We start from the raw sequence: 20,836 nt of genomic DNA, 5'->3' as shown, positions 1-20,836 counted from the left end.
GCGGAGCGGGAAGCTGATTTTCGTGATCTGTGTCTTGTTCGCGGTGCTGACGGCGCTCAGCAATGCATCGGCCTCGGTATTTCAACGCCGGGCCGCGAGCGAGGCACCCTCGGACGGCGCCTTCCGGCTGTCGCTTTTCGCCTATCTGGTGCGCCGGCGGATCTGGCTGGCCGGGATCGGCATGGTCGGCGCGGCGGCGCTGTTCCAGGCCGCGGCGCTGGGCACCGGGCCGGTCGCCCTGGTACAGCCGATCTTCATCATCGAACTGCCGCTCGCGCTGCTGATCGCCGGCCTGCTCTTCCGGCACCGGCTGCCGCGCCGCACCTGGGCCGCGGTGGCCGCGGTCACCGTCGGTCTCGCGGTAGCGCTCGCGGCGGCGGCTCCGTCCGGAGGCATCGACCGGCCGTCCAACCAGCTCTGGGTACTGGCGCTGATCGCCACCGGCGGCTTCGAGGCGGTGCTGCTGGTCTCGGCGCTGCGGGCGCACGGCGAGCCTCGGGCCGCCCTCCTCGGCCTGGCCGCGGCCTGCGGGTATGCGCTGACCGCGGCGCTGATGAAGCAGGCCATGTCCACGCTCGCGGACGGTCCGGCCGCGTTCTTCAGCACCTGGCAGCTCTACGCGACCGCGGCGGCCGGAGTCGGCTCGCTGTTCCTGCTGCAGAACGCGCTGCAGGCGGGCACCCTGGTCGCCTCGCAGCCGATGCTGACCATCGGCGACGCGCTGATCAGCTCGTGCTACGGCGTCCTGTTGTTCGCGGAGGACATGCGCTTCGGCTGGTGGCTGGTGCCGGAGATGCTGGGCCTGATCGCGATCGCGATCGGCTATATCGAACTGGCGCGCTCGCCGCTGGCCTCCGGCCAGAGCCCGGCGCAGGGCAAGGCCGGAGAGGAGCTGTCGGACCAGCTCCAGCACAGCTCTACAACGGCGTAGCCGCTTCCGCCGCGCCCTCACCCTGTGCCTCGATCGCGATCGAGGCTTCGTTTCCGGCTTCGGGCCCGGCCTCAGCCGGAGGTGTCGTTCGAGCTCAGGATTCTGCTGTAGGCGTCGCGGTCGATGTTGCCGCCGCTCAGCACCGCGACATAGGTGCGGCCTGCTGGAAGCTCGTCGCGCCGGGCGAGATAGGCCGCGACCGCCACCGCCCCACCCGGCTCGGCCACCAGGCGCGCACTGGCCGCCAGCGTGCGCACCGCGTCGAGGATTGCCTGCTCCGGAACGGTGACGACGCCGTCGACCAGTTCCCTGATATGCAGCCAGGTCAGCTCGCCGACGCTGGACGAGCGCAATGCGTCCGCGACCGTGCGCCAGGTGTCCTCCACCGGCCAGGCCGTACGCTCGCCGCGCCGAAGCGACTCGTGTGCGTCGGCCGCCAGCTCCGGCTCCACGCCGAACACCGAGACGCCCGGCATCAGTTCTTTGGCCGCGACCGCGACCCCGGAGACGAGGCCGCCTCCGCTGACCGGGGTGAGAATCGTGTCGACCGAGATGCCAAGCTCCTGTGCTTGCTCGGCGATCTCCACGCCGATGGTGCCCTGGCCCGCGATCACCCGCGGATCGTCGAAGGGGTGAATCAGGATCCGACCGGTCTCGGCCGCGAGCCTGCGGGCCGCCTCCTCGCGCTCGGCCGCGGGCACCCGCACGACCGTCGCGCCGAGCGCCTGCGTCGCCGCCACCTTGTTCTGCGCCGAGCCGTGCGGGATCACGATCAGCGCGTCCACGCCGAACCGCGCCGCCGCATAGGCCACCGCCTGCGCGTGGTTGCCGCTGGACACCGCTATCACGCCGGCCTCGCGCGCCGCGGCGTCGAGCGCGGCGAGGGCGTTCACGGCGCCACGGATCTTGAAGGCGCCGATTGGCTGGAGCGACTCCGCCTTGATCCACAGCGGCCGGTCCGCGTCCGCCCACGGGCAGGGCAGCAGCGGAGTACGGGTCGCTATGCCGGCGATCCGCTTCGCCGCCGCCAACACCTCGTCGAGCCGCACGAGCTCGGCCATGGCACCGTCTCCCCTCCGGGACCGACTTTTCTCGATCATAAAGGACCACTCGGACACAACCCGGGGGAGAAGGTCCGCAAAGCCGCAGGGCGTCTGTGGTCTACTGTGCGATGCGACGAGACAGCGACGGGTTCGTAACGGGGAGTAGGCGATGAGGCGGATAACTTATTTTCAGGGGGCTGTCGTGCTCGCCGACGTCGGCACCGGAGCGCAGGCGTTGGCTTTGCCGCAGGACGAGTTGACCGCGGCGGTGCGGATCGGGGCGATTCTCGCCCGCAACTACGGCCCGCTGATGCCGGGCGAATACCAGGCCGTCGTCGAGGCCGGCGATGGCGAGGACGCCGCCGCGCGCGTCGTGATCAGGGAAGCCGATCCTCGCGTGGTTAAGGCGCGTGACCTGCTGGCCGCGATCGCCACGGACCGCGAGTACACCGTCGCGGAACTCGACGAGGTGCGGCGCCAGCTCTGAGCAGCGCAGCGGCCGATACGCCAAGTGCATGGTTTGCCGGCTGCGGAAGCCCGTTTTCGCGGCGCGATCCGTGAGAATCGAAGCATGTTGAGCATCGGAACCGTAGTCGTCGGCGTGTCCGACATGCGCCGCGCCGTCGAATTCTGGACCAAGGCGCTCGGCTACGTGCCGCGTGACGAGGTGACGGACGGCTGGACGTTCCTCATCCCGCCGGACGGTAAATCAGGACCCGGTCTCGGGCTCCAGCCGAGCGACGCGCCGGTCGAGCACCACCCGCGCATCCACCTCGACCTCTACGCGGGCGACGCGGCCGACCAGGCGGCCGAGGTCGAGCGGCTGGTCTCGCTCGGCGCGCAGCGCGTCGACTGGGACATGTATCCGCAGGACCCGGACTTCGTCGTGCTGGCGGACCCTGACGGCAACCGGTTCTGCGTCATCGACACCAGTCGCGGATAGGGTTGGACCGCTTTCCGACGTGGGACGCAGCATGCTGAATTAGCGGGCGCCCTTGATCCCGCAACGGCGCGCCGAACCTGACTGGAACACCGGGGGAGTACAGCACGCTGTCCGGCGGCCGGACCGGCGCGGGCAGTCCGGCCGCCGCGACCAGGCTCTCGCGCAGATCCAGCACCTCGGCGCGATGCAGCGACCAGCGCGGGTGCTCGTTCGGCAGGTACAGCGTGCGGCGAAGCGGCGCGTAGTGCAGACCCCAGCGGGCGGTCATAAAGTGCTCGGCGGCAGAGGGCGCCTCGATCCGCTCGCCGATGCGTACCCTGATATGCGAACGCGCCGACGACTTGCCCGGCCAGTGCCTGCTGCTCGCGTACTCGAACACATCGTCCCCGTGCCGCTGCACCGACATGCGGGACCACACGTATGGCAGCTTGAAGCCGATCCGCGCGGTGAGCACGGGCAGCAGCCGGGCCGCGTCCAACGACAGAAATACGACCGCTCGCCGCCCGGCCTCATCCACCGAGTACAGGCGCACATTCGTCTCCGGGAAGGTGCCGATCCACGGCATACCCGGTAATCCGAGCCAGCCGATCCGGTACATCCGAAATGCGATGAGACCGATATACGTGTGGCCGTCGATTACGTCCGCCTGCGTTCCTTTAGGCAAAAACGGCTGCACAACCTCGGGCGCCACGGACCAATGCAGGAAAGTCAGATCCAGCCAGGACTGCGTTAGCAACGCGCGTCGTACCGGCCTGGCGGCGTCGGGCGTCACCGGTTCGATTCGCGCAGGCAGAGGCATCGGGACAGCATTGCACAGGCCGCCCCCGCTCGCAGAGCACGCCCCGGCCGCCGCGGCTAGCCGCGCCGCGCCGGAGAGACCGCCTCCAAATACCGCGCTGAGGACTTCTCCCAGGACAGCTCAGCCTCGAAGATCTCCTGTAACCGCTCGCCGATGGCCGCGCGTTCCTTCTGCGGCAGGCCGATCATCGTCTCCAGCGCGTCCGCGAAGGCCGGCAGGCTCTGATCCTTCGCCAGCACCCCGGAATCCGCGACCAGCCGCGAATTCTCGCGCAGCGGCCGCAGCACCACCGGGATGCCGCGCGCCATCGCATGCGTGACCTTGTTCATCGCGCAATAGTGATTGAACTCGATATCCGGATCGGGGACCGTCATCGCGTCGATCTCGTCGAGGAACGGGCCGATCTGCTCCGGGCGCAGCCAGCCGCGCACATGCACCAACTCGCCGAGCCCGCGCTGCGCCACCTGCTCGCGCACCCCCGCGAGAGCCGGCCCGTCACCCGCGATCTCCACGCGGAAACCGGTCACGCCGCGCCCGCGCAGCAGGTCGACCGCCTCGACCAGATCCCCGACGCCGTCCTGCTCGCCGATTACGCCCAGATACCCGAGTACGGTCGTGTCCTCGTCCTCCGGCGGCTGCGTGCGTACCCCCGCGACCACGGATGCGGTACGCACAACAACGGCTTCACGGCCATACAGCTTACGCAGCCGTTCGACCTGCTCCGAACTCGGCGTCAGGACCATGTCCGCCGCCGCGACGGTCTTGCGTTCGCAGGCGAGGAACAGCCGCTCCAGCTTTTGGAAGGCCGGGCGCGAACCAGCCAGCGCGGGCACCACGTCGTGCTGGTCATACACCGTCCAGCAACCGCGCCGCCGAGCCCAGCTCAGCAACCGGAAGAGCATGTCCGGCGGATTGCACACCTGAACCATGCGCGCGCTCGCCGGCTGCCTGAGTGCCCGCCGGGCCGCACGCGTCGAAGCAAACGTCGTCCAAGCGCCTTCGACAATGGTGCCGAGCCGTCCCGCGCCCTCGAACGACGGGAAATACACCACGTCGATGCCGTCGATCGTCGCCTTACCCGGCCGCTTGTCCCGAATCGCCGGACACACCACCGTCACGGACACGCCGTCATCGCGCAACGCCTGCGCCTGCGCCCAGACTCGATGGTCGTCAGGCACCGGCAGGTTCAGCACGACGATCACCGCACGCGGCGCATTGCCCGCGCTCGCACCCGCTCGCATTCTCACGGGGCGTCAATCTCGGTCAGCACGCCGTCCTTCTCCAGGTACACCGCGTCGGTCTGCGGGCACACGAAACGCCCGGACCCCTCGCCGTCCTCCACCAGCCGCACCCCGGCCCGGCCGACCCAGCCGACCTGCCGCGCCGGAACCCCGAGCACCAAGGCGAAATCGGGCACGTCGCGCGTCACCACCGCGCCCGCCGCCACCATCGCCCACCGCCCGATCGTCACCGGCGCCACACACACCGAGCGCGCCCCGACCGAGCCGCCCTCCAGGACCGTCACACCGACCGCGTGCCAGTCGTCCGCGGTCTTCAACCGGCCGTCGGGAGTCACCGAGCGGGGATTGAGATCGTTCGTGAAGACCACCGCGGGCCCGACGAACGCCCCGTTGCCGAGCACGGCCGGTTCGTAGACGAGCGCGTTGTTCTGGATCTTGACGTTGTCGCCGACCTGCACGCCCGGTCCGAGATACGCGCCCCGGCCCACGATGCACGAGCGCCCGAGCACGGCATTCTCACGCACCGAGGCGCCGTGCCAAACCGAGGTGCCCTCGCCCAGCACCGCGCTTGCGTGTACATCGGCGTCCGGGGCTATACGGGTGCCCGTCCTTACGTTGTCCGCCGTGCTTCCCGTGCTCATGCGGGCACCCTCTCCGTTTCCTTCGGCCTGTCCGGCTTCGCCTTGCGCCACTTGCCGTTCCAGCTCTTGTCCGCTGCTTTCGCGCGCCGGTTTCTGCGCCGCAAGTACCGGTCGTACCAATTCGGCAGCACGACGACCGCGATCAAACCGATCAGCGCGACCCCGGCGAGCCCCCGGGACTTCGATCCGTGCACCTGCGCTACCGCCGGCGCCACCAATTCCTGGGTCGTGATGCGAAGTGACGCCGGCACGTCGGCGCGCGCCTGAAGGTCGTTCAACTCCGCGATGAACACTGCGGAAAGATTGGTCAGGCTGGTCAATACGGCATTCGGGTCATGGCCGGTCACGCTCAGCTGCTCGGCCGGGATCGTGTATCTCGGCGTCTGCACGGTGCCGTTGTTGCGCGGCGTCAACGAGTAGTCATCCGTCACCCCGGCCTGGCGCAGCCGGGCCACCGAGGTGGAGTCGCTGAGCACGGTGTCGACCATCAGGCCGGTGGCGGCGATCGACGGGGTGGCCGCGGCCAGCGTGTTCGGCGCGCTCGGGTCCTGCGGCGGGACCAGCAGCAGCACCGAGGTGGCCTGGAACACCCGCGGCGGATGGTCCACCTTCCAGCCCGCGGCAGCGGTCACCAGCAGCACGAGCGCGGCTATGTACCAGCGTGATCGCACTGTCCCGATCACTTCGCGAAACGACACCGCAGCCCTCCCCTGGTCCGCGTCCCTCCCGCGCACACCGTATAGCGGATCGGGCCGCCCGCGCACGAAAGTGCGGAACAACGACCCAAGTCGCCGAAGCGGTGGATGCATCGCCGCTACGGGCCCTATTCTCTACCCGTGGACGGTGCGCACGGCACCGCCCCGGCATCAGACCGGGCAGCGGGGCCAACGCACGCAAGGGGAGGGGTTCATGGATCTGGCGGAGGTTGTCCGAGTCATACGCAAACGCTGGTACGTGATGGTGCCGCTGTTGCTGCTCACTATCGCGCTCACCGTTGGCGTGGACCGGGCCATTCCTACGAAATACCAGGCGACCAGTGAACTCTCGCTGCTTGCCTCGCAGTCCGCGACCGCCGGCACCGAGAAGGTGCCCGGCACCGGCAACGCGTTCCTGAACTTCGACTCCTCGCTCAACGAGACCGCTGACTTCCTGGCCCGCCGCCTCGGTTCCACCGACGCGGCGAACGACCTGGCGAAGCTCGGCGTCACCGAGACCTACTCCGTCGCGCTCGCCGCCGCCGCGCAGGGACCGTTTCTCACGCTCACGGTCACGGGGCCCAAGCCCGAGCACGTGCTCACCTCGATGAACACGCTGACCAACTACACCGTTCAGCAGCTGGCCGCGGTGCAGGAGCAGGCCGCGGTCAAGCCGGTCGACATGATCCGCTCCATGGTGATCGTGCCGCCCGGGCCGCCGGCCGCGCAGAACAAGACCAAGACGCAGGACGTGCTTGGCGTCGCGATCGGCGGCCTGGTCATCTCGTTCCTGGTCACCTTCGTCGTCGAGAACGTCCTGGCCTCGCGCCGCCGCCGGCGCCGCCGGGTGCCCTTCGGGGCCGACGACGACGGCTTCGACGCGGAAGCAGACGTCGACTTCGCCGCCGTGGAAACCGGCCGCGACGACCCGGACGAGCGCCCGCAGGCGAGCACGCCCGCCGCCGCGCCGCAGACCGCCGCCTCGCGCTGGTACGGCATGGACGGCGGCGCCGACCTGGACCGTGACCCCTTCGAGCCGGCGCACCCGGAGTTGAGCAGCCGGGCACCGGGCGCCCGCGACTAGTGTCCGCGCCGACCCTTGGCCTGCGCGGACTAGGTCCCGAGGCCGATCCAGCCATTCGCAATTCCAGGCTGGGGATGAGCCTGCGGCCGCGGGCCCGCAAGAACGACCCGAGGCCGACGCCCCGGAAACGGCGCCACGGCCTGGACGCGGTGGTGGTGCTGTCCGTCTACGTCGCGCTGCTCGAACTGATCCCCTCCACCTGGACCCTCCCCTCGCTCGGCGCGGCCGGCACGGTCGCGAACGTATACGCCTTGCTGGCTCTGATGTGGTACCTCGCCTCATGGCTGGCCGGGCGGCTGCTGCCCGCGCCGGGTACCCGGGCGGTGCGCATCGCGCTGCTGCTGTTCTCCGTCTCGATCCTCGTCTCGTACACCGCGCTGGCGCAGAGCGACCGCGCGCCGGTACAGGCCGAGACGCAGGCCGCGGACCGCGGACTGATCGTGCTCGCGGCGTGGGTCGGCGTCGTGGTCGTCGCCTCGGCGGCGATCACCGACCTCGACCGGCTCAAGACCCTGCTTCGCCGGCTGGTGGTCTGCGGCACCTTCGTCGGCGGGCTGGCCATCGTCGAGTTCATGACCCGCAAGGACCTGCTCGCCAAGATCCACATCCCCGGCCTGCAGGTCAACGGCGACATCAGCAACTTGATGGTCCGGGGCGCGTTCACCCGGCCGTCGTCCACCGCGGCGCAGCCCCTGGAGCTGGCCGGCGTGCTGGCGATGCTGCTTCCGTTCGCGATTCAGCAGGCGCTCGATCCCGAGCGCCGCCACACCGGCTGGGCGCGCCGCTGGCTGCCGGTGATCTGCATCGGCGGCGCGCTGCCGATGACCGTGTCGCGCACCTCGATGGTCGCTCTGGTCACGGTGCTTGTCGTGCTGATCCCGACCTGGACGTCGCGCCGCCGCTGGGGCGCGCTCGGCGTCATCATCCTCGGCGCCGGCGTGATGAAGCTGGCCGTGCCCGGACTGATCAAGACCGTGCTGAACCTCTTCAGCGCGTTCCTCGGCAGCGGCGACAACAGCACCCAGGCGCGGACGATGGACTACGCGGGCGTCGCGCAGTACTTCGAACAGCGCCCCTTCTTCGGCCGCGGATGGCGTACCTTCATCCCGGCGCTTTACCGGTACACCGACAACCAGTACCTGCTGGCGGTCGTCGAGATCGGCATCGTCGGCGCGTTGATGATCGTCGTGCTCTACGTGACCGGCATCGTTTGCGCGCGGCGCGGCCGGAAGCTGTGGAAGCACGAGCCGACGCGCGAGATCGGGCAGAGCTTCGTCGCCGCCCTGGCCGCGGCACTCGTGGTGAGCGCGACCTTCGACTCGCTCGGCTTTCCGATGTTCGCCGGAGTGGTGTTCCTGCTGATCGGCTGCGCGGGCGCCTATCTGGGCATCTCGCGGCGGGAGGGCGACCTCTTGCCGCGCCGCGATCCGGCCGCCGCGCTGACGGGTATCCCGCCGGCCTTCTTCTCGCTGCGCAAGTCCGCTCAAGGGACGGCCGCCCCGAACGCGTACATGCTCGACATGACGCGTCTCACCCGCACTCCGCACGCCATCGCGGCCACGTTGCGGCCGTGGTTCCCGCCGATGGAGGACGACACGCTCGTCCTGCCGATCATCAGGCCGGTCGGCGTGCAGGCCAGGCTGCCGACCGAGACCGGCGAGATCCCCGTCGTCAAGGCGGACCCGAGCGCGGAACCCAAGATCGGCGGGCAGATCCGCAAGGGGGTGCGCTGGAGCTTCGTCAACACCGTGGTGATGCGGCTCGGCAACTTCCTGACCGGAGTCGTGCTGGCCCGCGGGCTGCTCGGCCCGCGCGACTGGGGCCTCTACGCGATCGGCCTAGTCGCGCTGGCGGTGCTGCTGTCCGCGAACGAACTCGGGGTGAGCCTGGCGATCGTGCGCTGGGAAGAGGACCCGAAGCGCTTCGCTCCGACCGTGCTCACCCTCTCCACCGTCTTCAGCTGCCTGCTCTATCTCGTCCTGTTCGTCGCAGCCCCCGAATTCGCGCGGCTGCTCGGCGCCGCCGACGCGACGTCGATGCTGCGCGTGCTCGGCATCGCCGTCATCATCGACGGCATCGCCTGCGTGCCCGCGGGCGTGCTCACGCGCAACTTCGCCCAACGCCAGCGGATGTTCATCGACGCGGGCAACTTCGTGCTCAGCACCGGCCTGACGATCGGCCTCGCGGTGGCCGGGCTCGGCGCGATGAGCTTCGCCTGGGGCTCGATCGCGGGCAACCTGGTGGCGCTGGTCGGCTGCTCGATCGCGGCGCCCGGGTTCCTGAAGCCGGGCTGGGACCGGCAGCAGGCGCGCCGGCTGCTCGCGTTCGGCGTGCCGCTGGCCGGGGCGAGCCTGCTGGTGCTGGCCATGCTCAACGTGGACTCGATCGTCGTCGGCGCGACCCTCGGACCGATCCAGCTCGGCCTGTACCAGATCGCGTTCAACGTCTCCAGCTGGCCGGTGCGCAGCGTCTCCGAGATCGCCCGCCGGGTCTCGTTCGCCGGGTTCTCCCGCGTCGCGGGCTCTAAGAAGGCGCTGTCCGACAGCTTCGGCCGCGGCTTGGCCCTTCTCATGGCCGCTGCCGTCCCGGCCTGTGTACTGCTCGCCGTCATGCCCAAACCGCTGATCTACGCGCTCTACGGTGAGCGCTGGACCGCCGCGTCGGGCGCCCTTCGCTTCCTCGCCCTCCTCGGCCTTCTGCGCGTGGCGTTCGAGCTGGCCTACGACTGCCTTGTCGCGTCGGGACGCCGTAAGGCGCTGATCACAGTGCAGGGCTGGTGGCTGATCGCTCTCATCCCGACCTTGATTGTTACCGCGAAGGCCAGAGGCATCGCAGGGGTCGGTCTCGGCCACATCCTGGTGGCCGGCCCGCTGGTCGCTCCGCTGTTCTTGTGGGCGCTCTCCCGCGCCGGTATCTCGCCGCTGGTCATCGCGAAGGCCTGCGCCCGCCCGTTCCTCGGCGGAGCGCTGATGGTGGGCGTCGCCCTGGCGCTCGGCCAGCTCAACCTTCCCGAGATCGCCTACCTGTTCACGGCGGGAGCGGCGGCCTTCGCCGTGTACATTCCCGTCGTCTGGCCACTGCGGCACCTGGCCAAGGCCGGCCCGCGACCCGCCGCGCAGCAGGCCGCGCAACCAGAGGCCGAGGCCGACCGGGCCGAACACGCGGTGAGCGTTCCATAACCTCACGATCGACCGAAGCGATGAGAGGCACGTCATGATCCGGCGGACCGCCAAGCGGATTTTGCGGCGGCGATTCGGCTGGCTGCCGCTGTACGAGCTGCGCAACAAAGTGCTGCTCGCGCACACCGTGCCGGGGAACTGGCTGTTCGAGACCCGCGAAGTGCACCGGCTGCGAAAGCTCTTGCCGGACGTCGCGCCCTCACTGGTCACGACCGTCATCCCGACGTACAAGCGCGCTGACGCACTGCGCGCCGCCGTCGAATCCGCGCTCTCGCAGACCATCGCGGACAACCGCGTCATCATCGTGGACGACGGCGGCGGCCAGATTCCGCCGCTCCCCGAGGATCCACGCGTGGTCGCGGTGAGCCTGCGGCGCAATACGGCGGTCGCCGGCGTCGTGCGCAATGTCGGCGTCCGCCTCGCCTCGTCACCGTTCGTCGCTTTCCTCGACGACGACAACCTATGGGAGCCGGAACACCTCGCGACGGCACTGGCGGCCCTCGAAGCCAGGCCGAAGGACCGCTCATACCGCCTGGACGGGGTGTACACGGCCCTGCGCCGGGTCACCCCGGACGGTCGTGAGATGGACATCCTGTCCGTGCCCTACGACCGCAGACTGGCTCGAGAGAAGTCGTTCTTCGACACCAATGCGTTTGTCGCGCGCCGCAACCGCGCACTGCGCTTCAGCCGCCTGCGCCGCCACAAGGACGTCATGCCGCGCGAGGATTGGGTCTTGCTATACCGCTACGCGCGCCACCACCGCATTGCCCACATCCCGGTGCCCACCGTTCGCTATCTGGTGAATCCGAACACTTACTACACCGTCTGGGACCGAAGCCTTGACTGAATCCGCGCTGTGCGCCGTCCTGTTCGACTCCGGCGGCGTGCTGATGCAGCCGATCGGCGGCCGCTGGAATCCGCGCGCCGACTTCGAGCAGACCGTGCTCTCCCACGCCCCCGGAATAACGCCGCAGCAGTTCGCGGCCGCGATAGCCGTCGGCGACCGCTTCATGAGCGAGGCGCCGGGCACGCCCGACTTCGATTCGTATCACCGCGTCATCCTGGGCGAATTGGGCATCGACGCCAGTGATGCGCTGCTCGCCGAACTCACCCGTCCCGTCGAACCGACCGCATTTCTTGAGACGTTCCCCGACGTGCTTCCCACGTTGCAGGAGCTGCGCCGCCGTGGCGTGCGGATGGCCGTGGTCTCGGACGCGTGGCCGGAACTTCCCGAACTGCATTCGAGTCTCGGCATCAGCGATTTCTTCGAGGCGTACGCGATCTCGGCGGTGCTCGAATGCCGGAAGCCGGATCCGCGGATGTACCACCATGCGAGTTCGGCGCTCGGCTTGGAACCCGCGCAGTGCCTTTTCATCGACGACGATCCCGCGCTGGTCGAAGCCGCGATCGCACTCGGTTATGCGGGCCGGGCACTACGCCGCACGGATGGCGGCGAACCGTGCGACGTACCCTCCATCACGACGCTCGGCGAACTGCTCAGCCTCTTCGCGCACTGACTACCGGGCGCAATCTACGGGATCGCTCTCGGCGGCGCGGGAATCGCGCGGGCTTCGCTCGCCGGTCAGGAGGCGCGCCGCTCACGCCAGGCTGCGATCGCCTGCTCCGCGTCAACACTGGGGATGACGACGGACGGGCCGGCGTGGGGTCGGCGGCGGGCCTTCTCGGCGCGGGTGTTGTAGTCGGCCACCAGCTCGCGCAGTTCGCGCTCGCTGCGGGCCTTGGTGAGCCCTGAGATGAGGTCCTGGGCCTCGCGGCGCAGCGCGAGGGGCACCGGGAGCACGTACGGGCCTACTTCCTCGCGCTTGGCGAGTTCCTTGAGCCACCAGTCCTCGTCGTACGGGCCGGCGTCCGCGAGCGGCTTGCCCTGTCCCGGCAGATCGTCGAAGGAGCCGCGCGCGGCGGCTTCCCGGATCTGCTTGTCTACCAGCGTTTCGAAGCGTGAGTCGAAGCCACTCATTTCTCCATGGTCGCGAAGGACGCGGAGATAGGCAAGATCGGTCAGACGCCGGTACGCCGCCAGGTGCGCCACCACAGGCGCTCGCGCGCGTGGTGCGCCACCGCGGTGAGGATGAGGGGCTGAAGGTACGGCATCGCCTTCGGGCCGATCCGACGGCGCAGCGAGAGGCCGGCGAACTCGCGCAGACTCTCGTAGTGCGGCCAGCATTCGGCCGCGAAGGCCACCAGCTCGTCGACCGGAACCTGGGCGGTGCGGCCGCGGTCGTACGCGCGGGCGGCGCGCCAGAGCGCCTGGCGGGCGATCTTACGGTGCACGATGGCGCCGAGCCGCTCCCGCTCCGCGGCCGTGAGCTCGCTCGCGCGTTCCAGCACCGCGTCGTAGGCGGCCTTGCGCTGGCGCAGGTCGTCGAGCTGTCCCGAGAAGTCTGTCTTGGACATGCTCGCGCTGTGCACCCGGTAGTACGCCTGGTCGACGCCCTTGAGGTAGCCGACATCCGCGTGCGCGGCGAAACGCATCCACATCTCGATGTCGCCAGCATGCGGCAGGCGCGGATCGTAGCCGCCGAGCTTGCGCTGAAGGTCCGTCCGCACCATGACTTCGGGGGAGGTGATACAGCCGTGGCCGGCCTTGAAGCGCCGTTCGAGCCACCATCTGCCGGGCCAGACCGACCAGCCCCTGCCCTCGGTTCGCGCCGGGGGAAGGGGCTGGTCCGCCCGGAAGTGCAGCGGATGCCCATAGGCGAAGCCGACATTCGGGTTCGCGTCCAGGAGCGCCGCCGCGCGCACGAGAGCGCCCGGGGTGAGCCGGTCGTCGGCGGACAGCAGGACCGTGTAGTCGCCGTCCGCCCACTCCAGCAGGCCCTCGTTGTACGTGGCGAGGTGGCCCTTGTTGCGTTCGTGGACGAGGACCTCGACCCGCGAGTCCGACTTCGCTATGCGACGGGCCACCTCGGCCGAGTCGTCCGGCGAGGCGTCGTCGATGATCAATACTTTGACGTCGACGCCGTCCTGCTCGGTCAGCGCGCTGCCCACCGACTGCTCCAGGAAGTGCCCGTAGCGGTAACAGGGGATCACCACGCTGACCGAGCTCATGGGACGGACCTGCTTTCTATCGGTCGAAGGTGCTAGACGTCGGTCGGCGGGAGCGGGTCGGTACGCCGCCAGCTGTCACCCTCGGTGCTGAGCGCGACGACCTGCGGCACCTGGCCGTTCGGCGGGATCTTCGGCAGGTGGGCCGGAGCCGAACTGCCCGGGGTCGCCTCGCGGAACGTCCAGCTGACCGGCGCGATCGCCTTGCCGTCCAGCCCGTTCGCCGTCGCCACCGCCCGGTAGATCGCCCCCGGACGCAGCGGCGAGTCCGGCTTGAAGGAGGCCGTCAGCGTCGCAGGGTTGTACAACAGTGTACCGGTCACCGCGGTGCCCGCAGGCGATTCAGTCCCCTGTGTACCGACCGTGGTGACCACCTTGATCCGCAGGCTCTGCGGCGCGATCGGCTCCGCGAACGTCACCGTCGGCGGGTGCACCGCGTCCGAGACGCCCGTGGTGGAGGTGACGATGTCGTCCTTGTCCGGGCCGAGCGCGTCCACCGCCGGGGTGACCGAGCCGTTGGAAGTCGCCGCCGCGGTCGAGGCGCCGCCGCTGGAACCGCTCGGCGGGGTCGTGGTGAAGTTCACGTCCACCCAGTAGTTCGTCGCGTTGAAGCTGTTGCTCGGCACCTGAGTCGAGCCGGACTCGTACAGGTAGAGGCCGTTGCCAGCGCCGGTGACCGACTGGAGCGCGGTCAACGGGTAGGCCGTGATGGCCGAGGTGAAGTACGAACCGTTCGACGCGTAGTAGCCGACCGGGGCGTGGTAGGACGCGATGTACGGCGTGTTGGCCGTGATCGCGACCGGGGAGGAGAAGGTGAGCGTCTGCCAGCCCGAAGCACTTTCACCGGTGAAGGTGCCGCTGGCCAGCAGGGTGCCGGAGGCGGTCCACAGGCTGCCGGTGTGCGTGCCGGTGTTCTTCGTGCCCTTGTAGAAGCTCACCCCGGTGACGTAGCCGCCGACCGCCGACTGGAACCGCAGACCGAGCTCCACCGACTTGGCGTCGTTGGTGTTCGTGTTCGCCGGCGTCACGGCGCCGTTCCAGAAGGAGCACGGGCAGCTGAACGACGGCGGGGTGTTCGCGGTGGTGAAGGACCAGGTGTACGGGCTCGTCATCGCGTTGCCCCACAGGTCCGTGGCCGACAGGCTCGCCGTGTACGTCGTGTTCATCGCCAGCTGGCCGTTCGGGGTGAACGTCGCCGTGTGCCCGACCGGGTCGTAGGTCGCCGTGCCGGACTGGCTGACCCCGTTCGGGTCCTTGAGCGTGAACTTCAGCGTGCTGGCGTTGATGCCCTCGCTCAGCGAAGCGGTGATCGGCGAGTTGACCGGGACCGCGGTCGCGCCGGAGGCCGGCTGCGTCGAGGTGACGGTCGGCGGAGTGGTGCTGGTGACGTTGGACTGGAAGATCGCGTCCACGTAGTAGTTGGTGTTCTGGTAGCCGGTGTTCGGGAACGTGGTGCCGGAGCCGTACTTGTACACGCCGTTCAGCGAGGTGCTGTTCGACTGCAGGGCCGTGATCGGGCTCAGGCCCGCGCCCTGGTTGGTGAAGTAGCCGGCGTCGGCGGAGTAGTGCCCGGCGGGCGCGAGGTAGGAGACCACGTACGTGGTGTTCGCGCTGACCGGGATCGGTTGCGAGAAGGTGGCGGTCTGCCAGCCGGAGGCCGTCTCGTTGGAGAAGGTGACGCTGCCGAGCAGGGTGCCCGAAGAGGTCCACAGGCTGCCGACGTGCGTGCCGGTGTTGGTGGCGGCCTTGTAGAACCTGACCCCGGTCACCGCGCCGGACACGCTGGTCGCGAACTTGACGCCGAGGTTGACGGAAAGGCCGTCACCGCTGTCCGGCTTCGCGGGCGAAGCGGAGTTCGGGAAGATCGAGCACGGGCAGCTTTGCGGGCCGACCGTCACCGGGATGCTGACGGCGGCGCCGATGTTGTCGCTGTCGTCCTCGGCCCGCACCTGGATGGTGACGTTGCCAGTCTGCGTCGGGGTCCAGCTGTAGCTCCAGTTGCCGAGGCCGGTGGCCGGCAGCCAGGTGTTGCCGTTGTCCGTGGACACCTCGACCCGCGCCACCACGCCGCCGCCGCTGTCCGCGGCCGTGCCGCTGATGGTCACCGGGGACATCGCCGGAACGGTGACCCCGGAACTCGGCGTCGCCACGGTGACGGTCGGGCCGACCGTGTCAGTGGACTGGCTCGCCGCGACCAGGGTGGACTGGAGGGTGACCGGCTGCACGCCCATGTCGGCGAGCAGGTTCACGGTCGCCTGCTCCTGCACCGGGTCCTCGTTGGTCGCGAGGTCGAAGTGGGTCGTACCCAGGCCCCAGGCCCACTGCACGGTGCCGGAGCTGAATACCAGCGCGCCGGAGGGGTCGCGGTACTCGGTCAGGCTGTGTGTGGCGGTGCCGTTGCCGTAGGTGTTGCCGTAGTCCTTCAGCAGCGTGCCGTTGGTGAGGTTGACGGTCGTGGACGACATGTCGATCTCGCCTGACGGCCGCACCCCGTTCTGCACGTCGCTGTCCCACTCGTAACCGAGCGTTCCGGTCTGCATGGTGTAGGTCTGGCCCGGCTGCAGCGACGCGGCCTGCGTGTTACGCCACAGCCGGTCGGTGCTGTACGGGTAGCTGACCGTGATGGCCTCGGCGTTGTAGCCGTTGACGTCGAACAGCGTGCCGGTCAGCTGGTTCTGCGGCAGGTTGCCGCCGATGCCCGCGCCGGCCGGGTCCATCCAGGTGCCGGTCCACTGGCCGCTGGGGTCCGGGATGCCGTCCGGCTGGGGGAACTCCAGCTTCGTCATCTTGTAGGAGACCACGGTGCGGTTGGCCCCGCCGTCCACGGCGCTGGCCGTGAGCCGGGTCTTCCAGAAGACGTCGTTGCCGGCGAAGAAGGCGAGGTTGACCCCGGCGTGCTTCGCGGCGGTCACCGCGTCCCACTGGCCCTGGTTCCAGTACTCGTCATGCCCCGAGGACATGAAGACCTTGTGGTTGAGCAGCAGGCTGCCCTGCGTGGACACGTCGATGCCGCTCATGTAGCTCACGTCGTAGCCGTTGCGCTCCAGCCACTGCAGCATGGGGTACTCGGACCCGAAGATGCCGTTCGCGCCGGAGACGTTCAGCGGCCGGTTGTAGCTGACCGCGTAGGCGCGGCCGTCGGGCGCCGGGCCGTTGCCCTGGTACAGGTCGTCGCCGCCGTACATGTTGTACGCCTGCCACGTCTGGTCCGAGGTCTGCACGACGATGTCCGAGTGGCTGTTGGGGTTCATCACCACGAACGGGTAGGGCATGAAGCCCTGGCCGCCGCTCTGGTCCAGGTCGGCGAGGTACACGCCGGAGACCGCATCGGACGGCACGGTCCAGGTGGCGGTCACCGACCAGTTGCCGCAGTCGGTCAGGCCGGTGGACGAGTCGCGGTTGCACGTCGGCTGCGTGATCGCCGGGTAGACCGTGGTGGGCGAGGTGGGCATCAGCCGCGCCCCGTCCCCGCCGTACCAGCCGAGCCGGTAGATCTCGACGTTATAGGTCGTGGGGGAGCTGACCTTGAAGCTGATGGTCTGCCCTGGCTGCACGCTCTCGGTCGTGCTGAAGCCGGTGATGTCGCCGTACGCGCTGGGGGAGTACCACTGGCTCATCGGCGTGCCCGGCTGTGAGTTCTCGCAGACGATCGGGTTGGAGCCGGAGCCGCAGGGGTCGGTGGCCTGCGCCACGATGGCGGGGCCCGCCAGCGCGGCGAGAACGCCGAGAATGACCGCCGGGATCAGAATTCTGTTTCTGGCCCTTGCGCGGCGGTACTTTTCGAAGAATACTGATAATAGCTTAACGTGCATCGCCCACCCCGGGCCTAGAAAAGATGAATGGAAGGTCCTCGCTACACACATGCAGTGCTAAAGATAGCGACGGGCTTCGATATTTACAGGAGAACGTGGCCATTGTTGCGAGACCTTCATCTGGTGCTGGGGTTTCGTCACCGTAGGTGTTCGAACGGTGCTCTGATTGATCGCGTTGGGTAGCGGCGGCTAGGTGGCCGGGATCACGGCCTGACCATTACGGAAGGCGTTGTCCGACCACACGTTTCCGGAGCCCGTGGCGTTCCAATGCGCGATGGCGCCGTAGAAGCCGCACTCCGGCCAGTACTCATCGGAGAAAACGTTGCCGGAGACCACGACCCGCGCGGCACCCGGCCCGCCGCCGTAGAGCGCGTACGCGCCGCCGGCGATCCAGTTGTTCTTGACCGTGACGTCGGTGATCAGCCCGGTGTTCGGGAACAGGCCGATGGCGGCCGAGGCTCCGTGGGTCGCGTCGATCGGGTTCAGCAGCGTGTTGTGCTCGATGCGCAAGCCCCCGGTATCCCCGCCGTCGCTGATCACGGCGTCGGTGTGCTGGTAATAGCCGCTGTGGTTGATGAACGGCACCAGGTCGTGCACGTAGTTGTCGTGAATGTAGCCGTGGCCGGTCGATACCGTGTTCCCGAAAACGGACATGTTGCTCCAGCCGACTTCCACGGAACCGTCGCTCATGTTCGACAGCGCGTAGTCTTCGCCGCCATTGTCAGGGCCCTTCCCGGGAACGCCGGTGATGAAGGTGTGCAGAATTCGCAGGCCGGTGTGGCCGGGGCGCAGGTTCACCCCCCACCAGTTAGTGGAGGTGATCTTGCTGTCGACGATCGTGACGTTGTCCGCGTAGATGTCCAGCGAACCGGTCAGATTCCAGCCGCTGATCGTGGTTCCGTTGTCCCGAATGGAGATGTTCCCGGAATGCGCGGAAAACGAGGCGGTACGCGGACCGGTGCTGGCCGCGTCCGGGTATCCGCAGGCGGCGGGGCTGGTACAGCTTGGCGCGGCGTTCCCGGCGGGCGAAGCGGTGCCGGAGGCCTTGGGGAATGAGCGCGGCGACGGGGAGCGCAACGCGCCCGTGCCGGACGGGGCCGGGATCTGGCTCGACGAGAGCGGGGCCGTCGTCGGCGTCGAGGCCGCGGTGGGCGTGCTGCCGCCGCCGGAGCCAAGAGTGGTGGCCAGCGCCCCGGCCGTGCCGAGCACGGCGCCCGCGACCACGAGGATCACGATGCGCCGACGCCCCAACCGCGGCCTGTGCGAACTCACCACGACGTCACCTCAGCCGATCCTTTCAGCCCAGCGCCGCGGTGAACGCTTCGGCCACGCGTTCCTGCTGCGCGGCGGTCAGGTGCGGGTGCAGCGGGAGCGAGACGATGCGCGCGGCGGCGGCCTCCGCGTTCGGGAAGCTGCCCGCCGGATAACCCAGGTGGGAAAAGGCCGGGGTCTGGTGCAGGGCGGCCGGGTAGTGCACGCCGGCGCCGATGCCCTGAGCGTTGAGGTTCGCGACGAGCGCGTCGCGACGGTCACGATCGCCGTCGAAAGCGTCGATGCGTACGACGTAGAGGTGCCAGACGTGTTCGTTGTCTGCCAAGGTCGCGGGAAGGGCGATCCCGGGCACCTCCGCGAGCAGTTCGGCGTACCGCGCGGCGGCAGCGCGGCGGGCGGCGTTCCAGGCCGGCAGCCGGCGCAGCTTCGAACGCAGCACCGTGGCCTGCAGCGCGTCGAGCCTGCTGTTGAAGCCGACCAGGTCGTGGCTGTACTTGGTCAGGCCGCCGTGGTTCGCGATGGCGCGGACGGTTTTGGCCATATCGGCGTCGTCGGTCACCACGGCGCCGCCGTCGCCGTACGCGCCGAGGTTCTTGCCGGGGTAGAAGCTGGTCGCGGCGATCGCCCCGGGGCCCGAACCGGCGCCCCGGCCGTTGCGGGTCGCGCCCTGGCACTGGGCGGCGTCCTCGATCACGCGCACGTTGCTGCCGGCCAGTTTCTCGGTCAATTCCTCGACCGGAGCGTGCTGGCCGTAGAGGTGCACCGGGAGTACCGCAGTCGTGCGTGGGCCGATCGCGGCGAGTGCGGCCTGCACGTCGATCAGGTAGCTGTCCGGGTCGCAGTCCACGAGCACCGGCACCGCGCCGAGGCGCGCCACCGCGCCGGCGCTCGCGATGAAGGTGTTCGCGGGCAGCACAACCTCGTCGTCCCGCCGCACCCCGGCCGCGCGCAGCGCCAGCTCGACCGCGTCGGTGCCGTTGGCCACGCCGACGCAGTGCCGCACGCCGCTGAACGCCGCGAACTCCTCCTCGAAGGCCGCCACCTCGGGCCCGCCGATGAAGCCCGTGGTGGCCAGCACCTTCTGGAAGCCCGCCGCGACCTCGTCGGCGATCTCGGCGTGCGCCGATTTGAGATCCACCAACGGGATCGGGTCTGCCTGCGTCATGCGCCTAAGCCAGCCTTTCGCTGCTACTGAACGTCACTGCGTTTCTATGTCACGAAGCTTGCGGGCCGGGTTGCCGACCCAGACCTGTCCGTCGGGAATGTCCTGCAGCACGACCGAACCCATGCCGACCTGTGACCACGCGCCGATCTTGACCTGTTCGCGGATCAGCGCGCCGGAACCGAGATACGCCCCGCGCTGCACGCGCACGCCGCCGCCGAACCGCACTCCCGAAGCGATCGTCGCGAAGTCGTCGACCGTCACGTCGTGCGTGAGGACGGCGTGCGGCATCACCGCGACGTGCGCGCTGACAGTCGCCGCGGCGGTCAACACCGCTTGAGCGAGCAGCACGCTGCCGGGGCCGATGACCGAATCCGCGGAGAGGTCGGCGGAGGGATGCACGATGGTCGCGTAGCGCTCGGCAGGCAGATCGAGCCGTTCGACGATGCGGGCACGGGTGAAGTAGTTGCGGGGATTGCCGACGCACACGACGACGTGCGCGTTCGGCAGCGAGTGCACCAGATCCGTACCGCCGATCACCGGCAGCCCGTCGACCCGCCGCCCGTGCAGCAGCGGGTCGTCGTCCAGGAAGCCGTGCAGCCGCCAGGTCGGCCGCACGGCGTTGATCGCGGCGACGGCCTGCGCGGTCTCCCGGGCGAAGCCGCCGGCGCCGACGATCAACAGTTCGCTGGTGGTGGTCATCGCGCCGATCCCTACGCCGCGTCGTCCGCGGGCTTGCGCAGCACGTCGACGACGTGTTCCTGCTGGGCCTCGGTGAGCGCGTGGAAGAGCGGCAGGATCAGCGAGTCGCGGGTCAGCCGCTCGGTGTTCGGCAGCGGGACGTGATCAGTGCCCTCATACGCCGGCTCCAAGTGCGAGGCCATGATCCCGCGCCGCGCCGAGACTCCGGCGGCGGCGAGCCGGTGCAGCGTGGCGTCGCGGCCGCCGCCCGGGAACTGCGCCGGGTC

General features: G+C 69.3%; 19 protein-coding genes. 7 read left to right on the top strand and 12 right to left on the bottom strand.

The features are described from left to right. The first annotated feature begins 22 nt into the window (after window positions 1-22). Window positions 23-931, top strand: a complete 909-nt coding sequence (locus VFA06_RS22715) for a DMT family transporter (protein WP_324842708.1) — start codon at window positions 23-25, stop codon at window positions 929-931. 71 nt (window positions 932-1,002) lie between these two features. Here the strand turns inward: VFA06_RS22715 and VFA06_RS22710 are convergent, their stop codons facing one another. Beyond that, window positions 1,003-1,992 (bottom strand): threonine/serine dehydratase, encoded by a 990-nt coding sequence (locus VFA06_RS22710; protein WP_324842707.1) that lies wholly within the window; start codon window positions 1,990-1,992, stop codon window positions 1,003-1,005. Between the two features lie 184 nt (window positions 1,993-2,176). Between VFA06_RS22710 and VFA06_RS22705 the strand changes: the two genes are divergently transcribed. Both VFA06_RS22705 and VFA06_RS22700 read left to right on the top strand, forming a co-directional pair. Then, window positions 2,177-2,461, top strand: coding sequence for a hypothetical protein (locus VFA06_RS22705; RefSeq protein WP_324842706.1), 285 nt, complete (start codon window positions 2,177-2,179; stop codon window positions 2,459-2,461). An 84-nt stretch (window positions 2,462-2,545) separates the two neighbouring features. Beyond that, window positions 2,546-2,917: a VOC family protein gene (locus VFA06_RS22700; RefSeq protein ID WP_324842705.1), complete on the top strand. Its 372-nt coding sequence runs from the start codon at window positions 2,546-2,548 to the stop codon at window positions 2,915-2,917. Here VFA06_RS22700 and VFA06_RS22695 read toward each other — a convergent pair. Genes VFA06_RS22695 through VFA06_RS22680 form a run of 4 tightly spaced genes read right to left on the bottom strand, consistent with a single transcriptional unit; the run spans window position 2,895 to window position 6,296 of the window. Beyond that, on the bottom strand, window positions 2,895-3,716 hold the full coding sequence (locus tag VFA06_RS22695; protein ID WP_324842704.1) for a DUF2071 domain-containing protein: 822 nt from the start codon (window positions 3,714-3,716) through the stop codon (window positions 2,895-2,897). The two genes, VFA06_RS22700 and VFA06_RS22695, sit on opposite strands and share 23 nt — an antisense overlap. A gap of 56 nt (window positions 3,717-3,772) precedes the next feature. Beyond that, complete coding sequence (locus tag VFA06_RS22690) at window positions 3,773-4,957, bottom strand: glycosyltransferase (protein ID WP_324842758.1); 1,185 nt, start codon at window positions 4,955-4,957, stop codon at window positions 3,773-3,775. Between the two features lie 2 nt (window positions 4,958-4,959). Beyond that, on the bottom strand, window positions 4,960-5,598 hold the full coding sequence (locus tag VFA06_RS22685; RefSeq protein WP_324842702.1) for an acyltransferase: 639 nt from the start codon (window positions 5,596-5,598) through the stop codon (window positions 4,960-4,962). Continuing rightward, complete coding sequence (locus VFA06_RS22680) at window positions 5,595-6,296, bottom strand: hypothetical protein (RefSeq protein WP_324842701.1); 702 nt, start codon at window positions 6,294-6,296, stop codon at window positions 5,595-5,597. The genes VFA06_RS22685 and VFA06_RS22680 overlap by 4 nt, the downstream gene beginning before the upstream one ends. Window positions 6,297-6,507: 211 nt before the next feature. Here VFA06_RS22680 and VFA06_RS22675 point away from each other — a divergent pair, with 211 nt between their 5' ends. The 4 genes from VFA06_RS22675 to VFA06_RS22660 all read left to right on the top strand — a co-directional run bounded on the left by VFA06_RS22675 (window position 6,508) and on the right by VFA06_RS22660 (window position 12,073). Then, window positions 6,508-7,377, top strand: coding sequence for a hypothetical protein (locus tag VFA06_RS22675; protein ID WP_324842700.1), 870 nt, complete (start codon window positions 6,508-6,510; stop codon window positions 7,375-7,377). A 74-nt stretch (window positions 7,378-7,451) separates the two neighbouring features. Next, complete coding sequence (locus tag VFA06_RS22670) at window positions 7,452-10,556, top strand: oligosaccharide flippase family protein (protein ID WP_324842699.1); 3,105 nt, start codon at window positions 7,452-7,454, stop codon at window positions 10,554-10,556. Window positions 10,557-10,590: 34 nt separating this feature from the next. Further along, complete coding sequence (locus VFA06_RS22665) at window positions 10,591-11,403, top strand: glycosyltransferase family A protein (protein ID WP_324842698.1); 813 nt, start codon at window positions 10,591-10,593, stop codon at window positions 11,401-11,403. Beyond that, window positions 11,396-12,073, top strand: coding sequence for an HAD-IA family hydrolase (locus VFA06_RS22660; protein ID WP_324842697.1), 678 nt, complete (start codon window positions 11,396-11,398; stop codon window positions 12,071-12,073). Before VFA06_RS22665 ends, VFA06_RS22660 begins: the two co-directional genes overlap by 8 nt. A gap of 65 nt (window positions 12,074-12,138) precedes the next feature. Here the strand turns inward: VFA06_RS22660 and VFA06_RS22655 are convergent, their stop codons facing one another. From VFA06_RS22655 to VFA06_RS22625, 7 genes are all read right to left on the bottom strand, one after another. After that, the gene (locus VFA06_RS22655; protein ID WP_324842696.1) at window positions 12,139-12,534 is read right to left on the bottom strand and encodes a DUF1992 domain-containing protein; all 396 of its coding nucleotides are present in this window, start codon (window positions 12,532-12,534) and stop codon (window positions 12,139-12,141) included. 41 nt (window positions 12,535-12,575) lie between these two features. After that, entirely contained in the window at window positions 12,576-13,625 is a 1,050-nt protein-coding gene (locus VFA06_RS22650; protein ID WP_324842695.1) for a glycosyltransferase family 2 protein, read from the bottom strand. A 32-nt stretch (window positions 13,626-13,657) separates the two neighbouring features. After that, on the bottom strand, window positions 13,658-17,314 hold the full coding sequence (locus VFA06_RS22645) for a DUF4082 domain-containing protein (RefSeq protein ID WP_324842694.1): 3,657 nt from the start codon (window positions 17,312-17,314) through the stop codon (window positions 13,658-13,660). Between the two features lie 309 nt (window positions 17,315-17,623). Further along, window positions 17,624-18,706 carry a hypothetical protein gene (locus tag VFA06_RS22640; RefSeq protein WP_324842693.1) on the bottom strand — a complete coding sequence of 361 codons (1,083 nt, stop codon included), beginning with the start codon at window positions 18,704-18,706 and terminating at the stop codon, window positions 17,624-17,626. A gap of 25 nt (window positions 18,707-18,731) precedes the next feature. Beyond that, complete coding sequence (locus VFA06_RS22635) at window positions 18,732-19,871, bottom strand: DegT/DnrJ/EryC1/StrS family aminotransferase (RefSeq protein WP_324842692.1); 1,140 nt, start codon at window positions 19,869-19,871, stop codon at window positions 18,732-18,734. 33 nt (window positions 19,872-19,904) lie between these two features. Continuing rightward, complete coding sequence (locus tag VFA06_RS22630; RefSeq protein WP_324842691.1) at window positions 19,905-20,570, bottom strand: acetyltransferase; 666 nt, start codon at window positions 20,568-20,570, stop codon at window positions 19,905-19,907. 11 nt (window positions 20,571-20,581) lie between these two features. After that, window positions 20,582-20,836: DegT/DnrJ/EryC1/StrS family aminotransferase (locus VFA06_RS22625; protein ID WP_324842690.1), on the bottom strand; the 255-nt coding region annotated here is incomplete at its 5' end.

The sequence above is a fragment of the Actinocrinis sp. genome, from assembly GCF_035653575.1.
Classification (GTDB): Bacteria; Actinomycetota; Actinomycetes; order Streptomycetales; family Catenulisporaceae; genus Actinocrinis.
The sequence above is the reverse complement of the archived record's forward strand: the minus strand, read 5'-3'. Positions and strand labels throughout refer to the sequence as shown.

What these genes read in the sequence shown, in the direction of transcription:
- VFA06_RS22710 (WP_324842707.1), bottom strand. Translation starts at nt 1,992, where the DNA reads ATGGCCGAGCTCGTGCGGCTCGACGAGGTGTTGGCGGCGGCGAAGCGG.
- VFA06_RS22700 (WP_324842705.1), top strand. Translation starts at nt 2,546, where the DNA reads ATGTTGAGCATCGGAACCGTAGTCGTCGGCGTGTCCGACATGCGCCGC.
- VFA06_RS22695 (WP_324842704.1), bottom strand. Translation starts at nt 3,716, where the DNA reads ATGCCTCTGCCTGCGCGAATCGAACCGGTGACGCCCGACGCCGCCAGG.
- VFA06_RS22690 (WP_324842758.1), bottom strand. Translation starts at nt 4,957, where the DNA reads ATGCGAGCGGGTGCGAGCGCGGGCAATGCGCCGCGTGCGGTGATCGTC.
- VFA06_RS22685 (WP_324842702.1), bottom strand. Translation starts at nt 5,598, where the DNA reads ATGAGCACGGGAAGCACGGCGGACAACGTAAGGACGGGCACCCGTATA.
- VFA06_RS22675 (WP_324842700.1), top strand. Translation starts at nt 6,508, where the DNA reads ATGGATCTGGCGGAGGTTGTCCGAGTCATACGCAAACGCTGGTACGTG.
- VFA06_RS22670 (WP_324842699.1), top strand. Translation starts at nt 7,452, where the DNA reads ATGAGCCTGCGGCCGCGGGCCCGCAAGAACGACCCGAGGCCGACGCCC.
- VFA06_RS22665 (WP_324842698.1), top strand. Translation starts at nt 10,591, where the DNA reads ATGATCCGGCGGACCGCCAAGCGGATTTTGCGGCGGCGATTCGGCTGG.
- VFA06_RS22655 (WP_324842696.1), bottom strand. Translation starts at nt 12,534, where the DNA reads ATGAGTGGCTTCGACTCACGCTTCGAAACGCTGGTAGACAAGCAGATC.
- VFA06_RS22650 (WP_324842695.1), bottom strand. Translation starts at nt 13,625, where the DNA reads ATGAGCTCGGTCAGCGTGGTGATCCCCTGTTACCGCTACGGGCACTTC.
- VFA06_RS22635 (WP_324842692.1), bottom strand. Translation starts at nt 19,871, where the DNA reads ATGACGCAGGCAGACCCGATCCCGTTGGTGGATCTCAAATCGGCGCAC.
- VFA06_RS22630 (WP_324842691.1), bottom strand. Translation starts at nt 20,570, where the DNA reads ATGACCACCACCAGCGAACTGTTGATCGTCGGCGCCGGCGGCTTCGCC.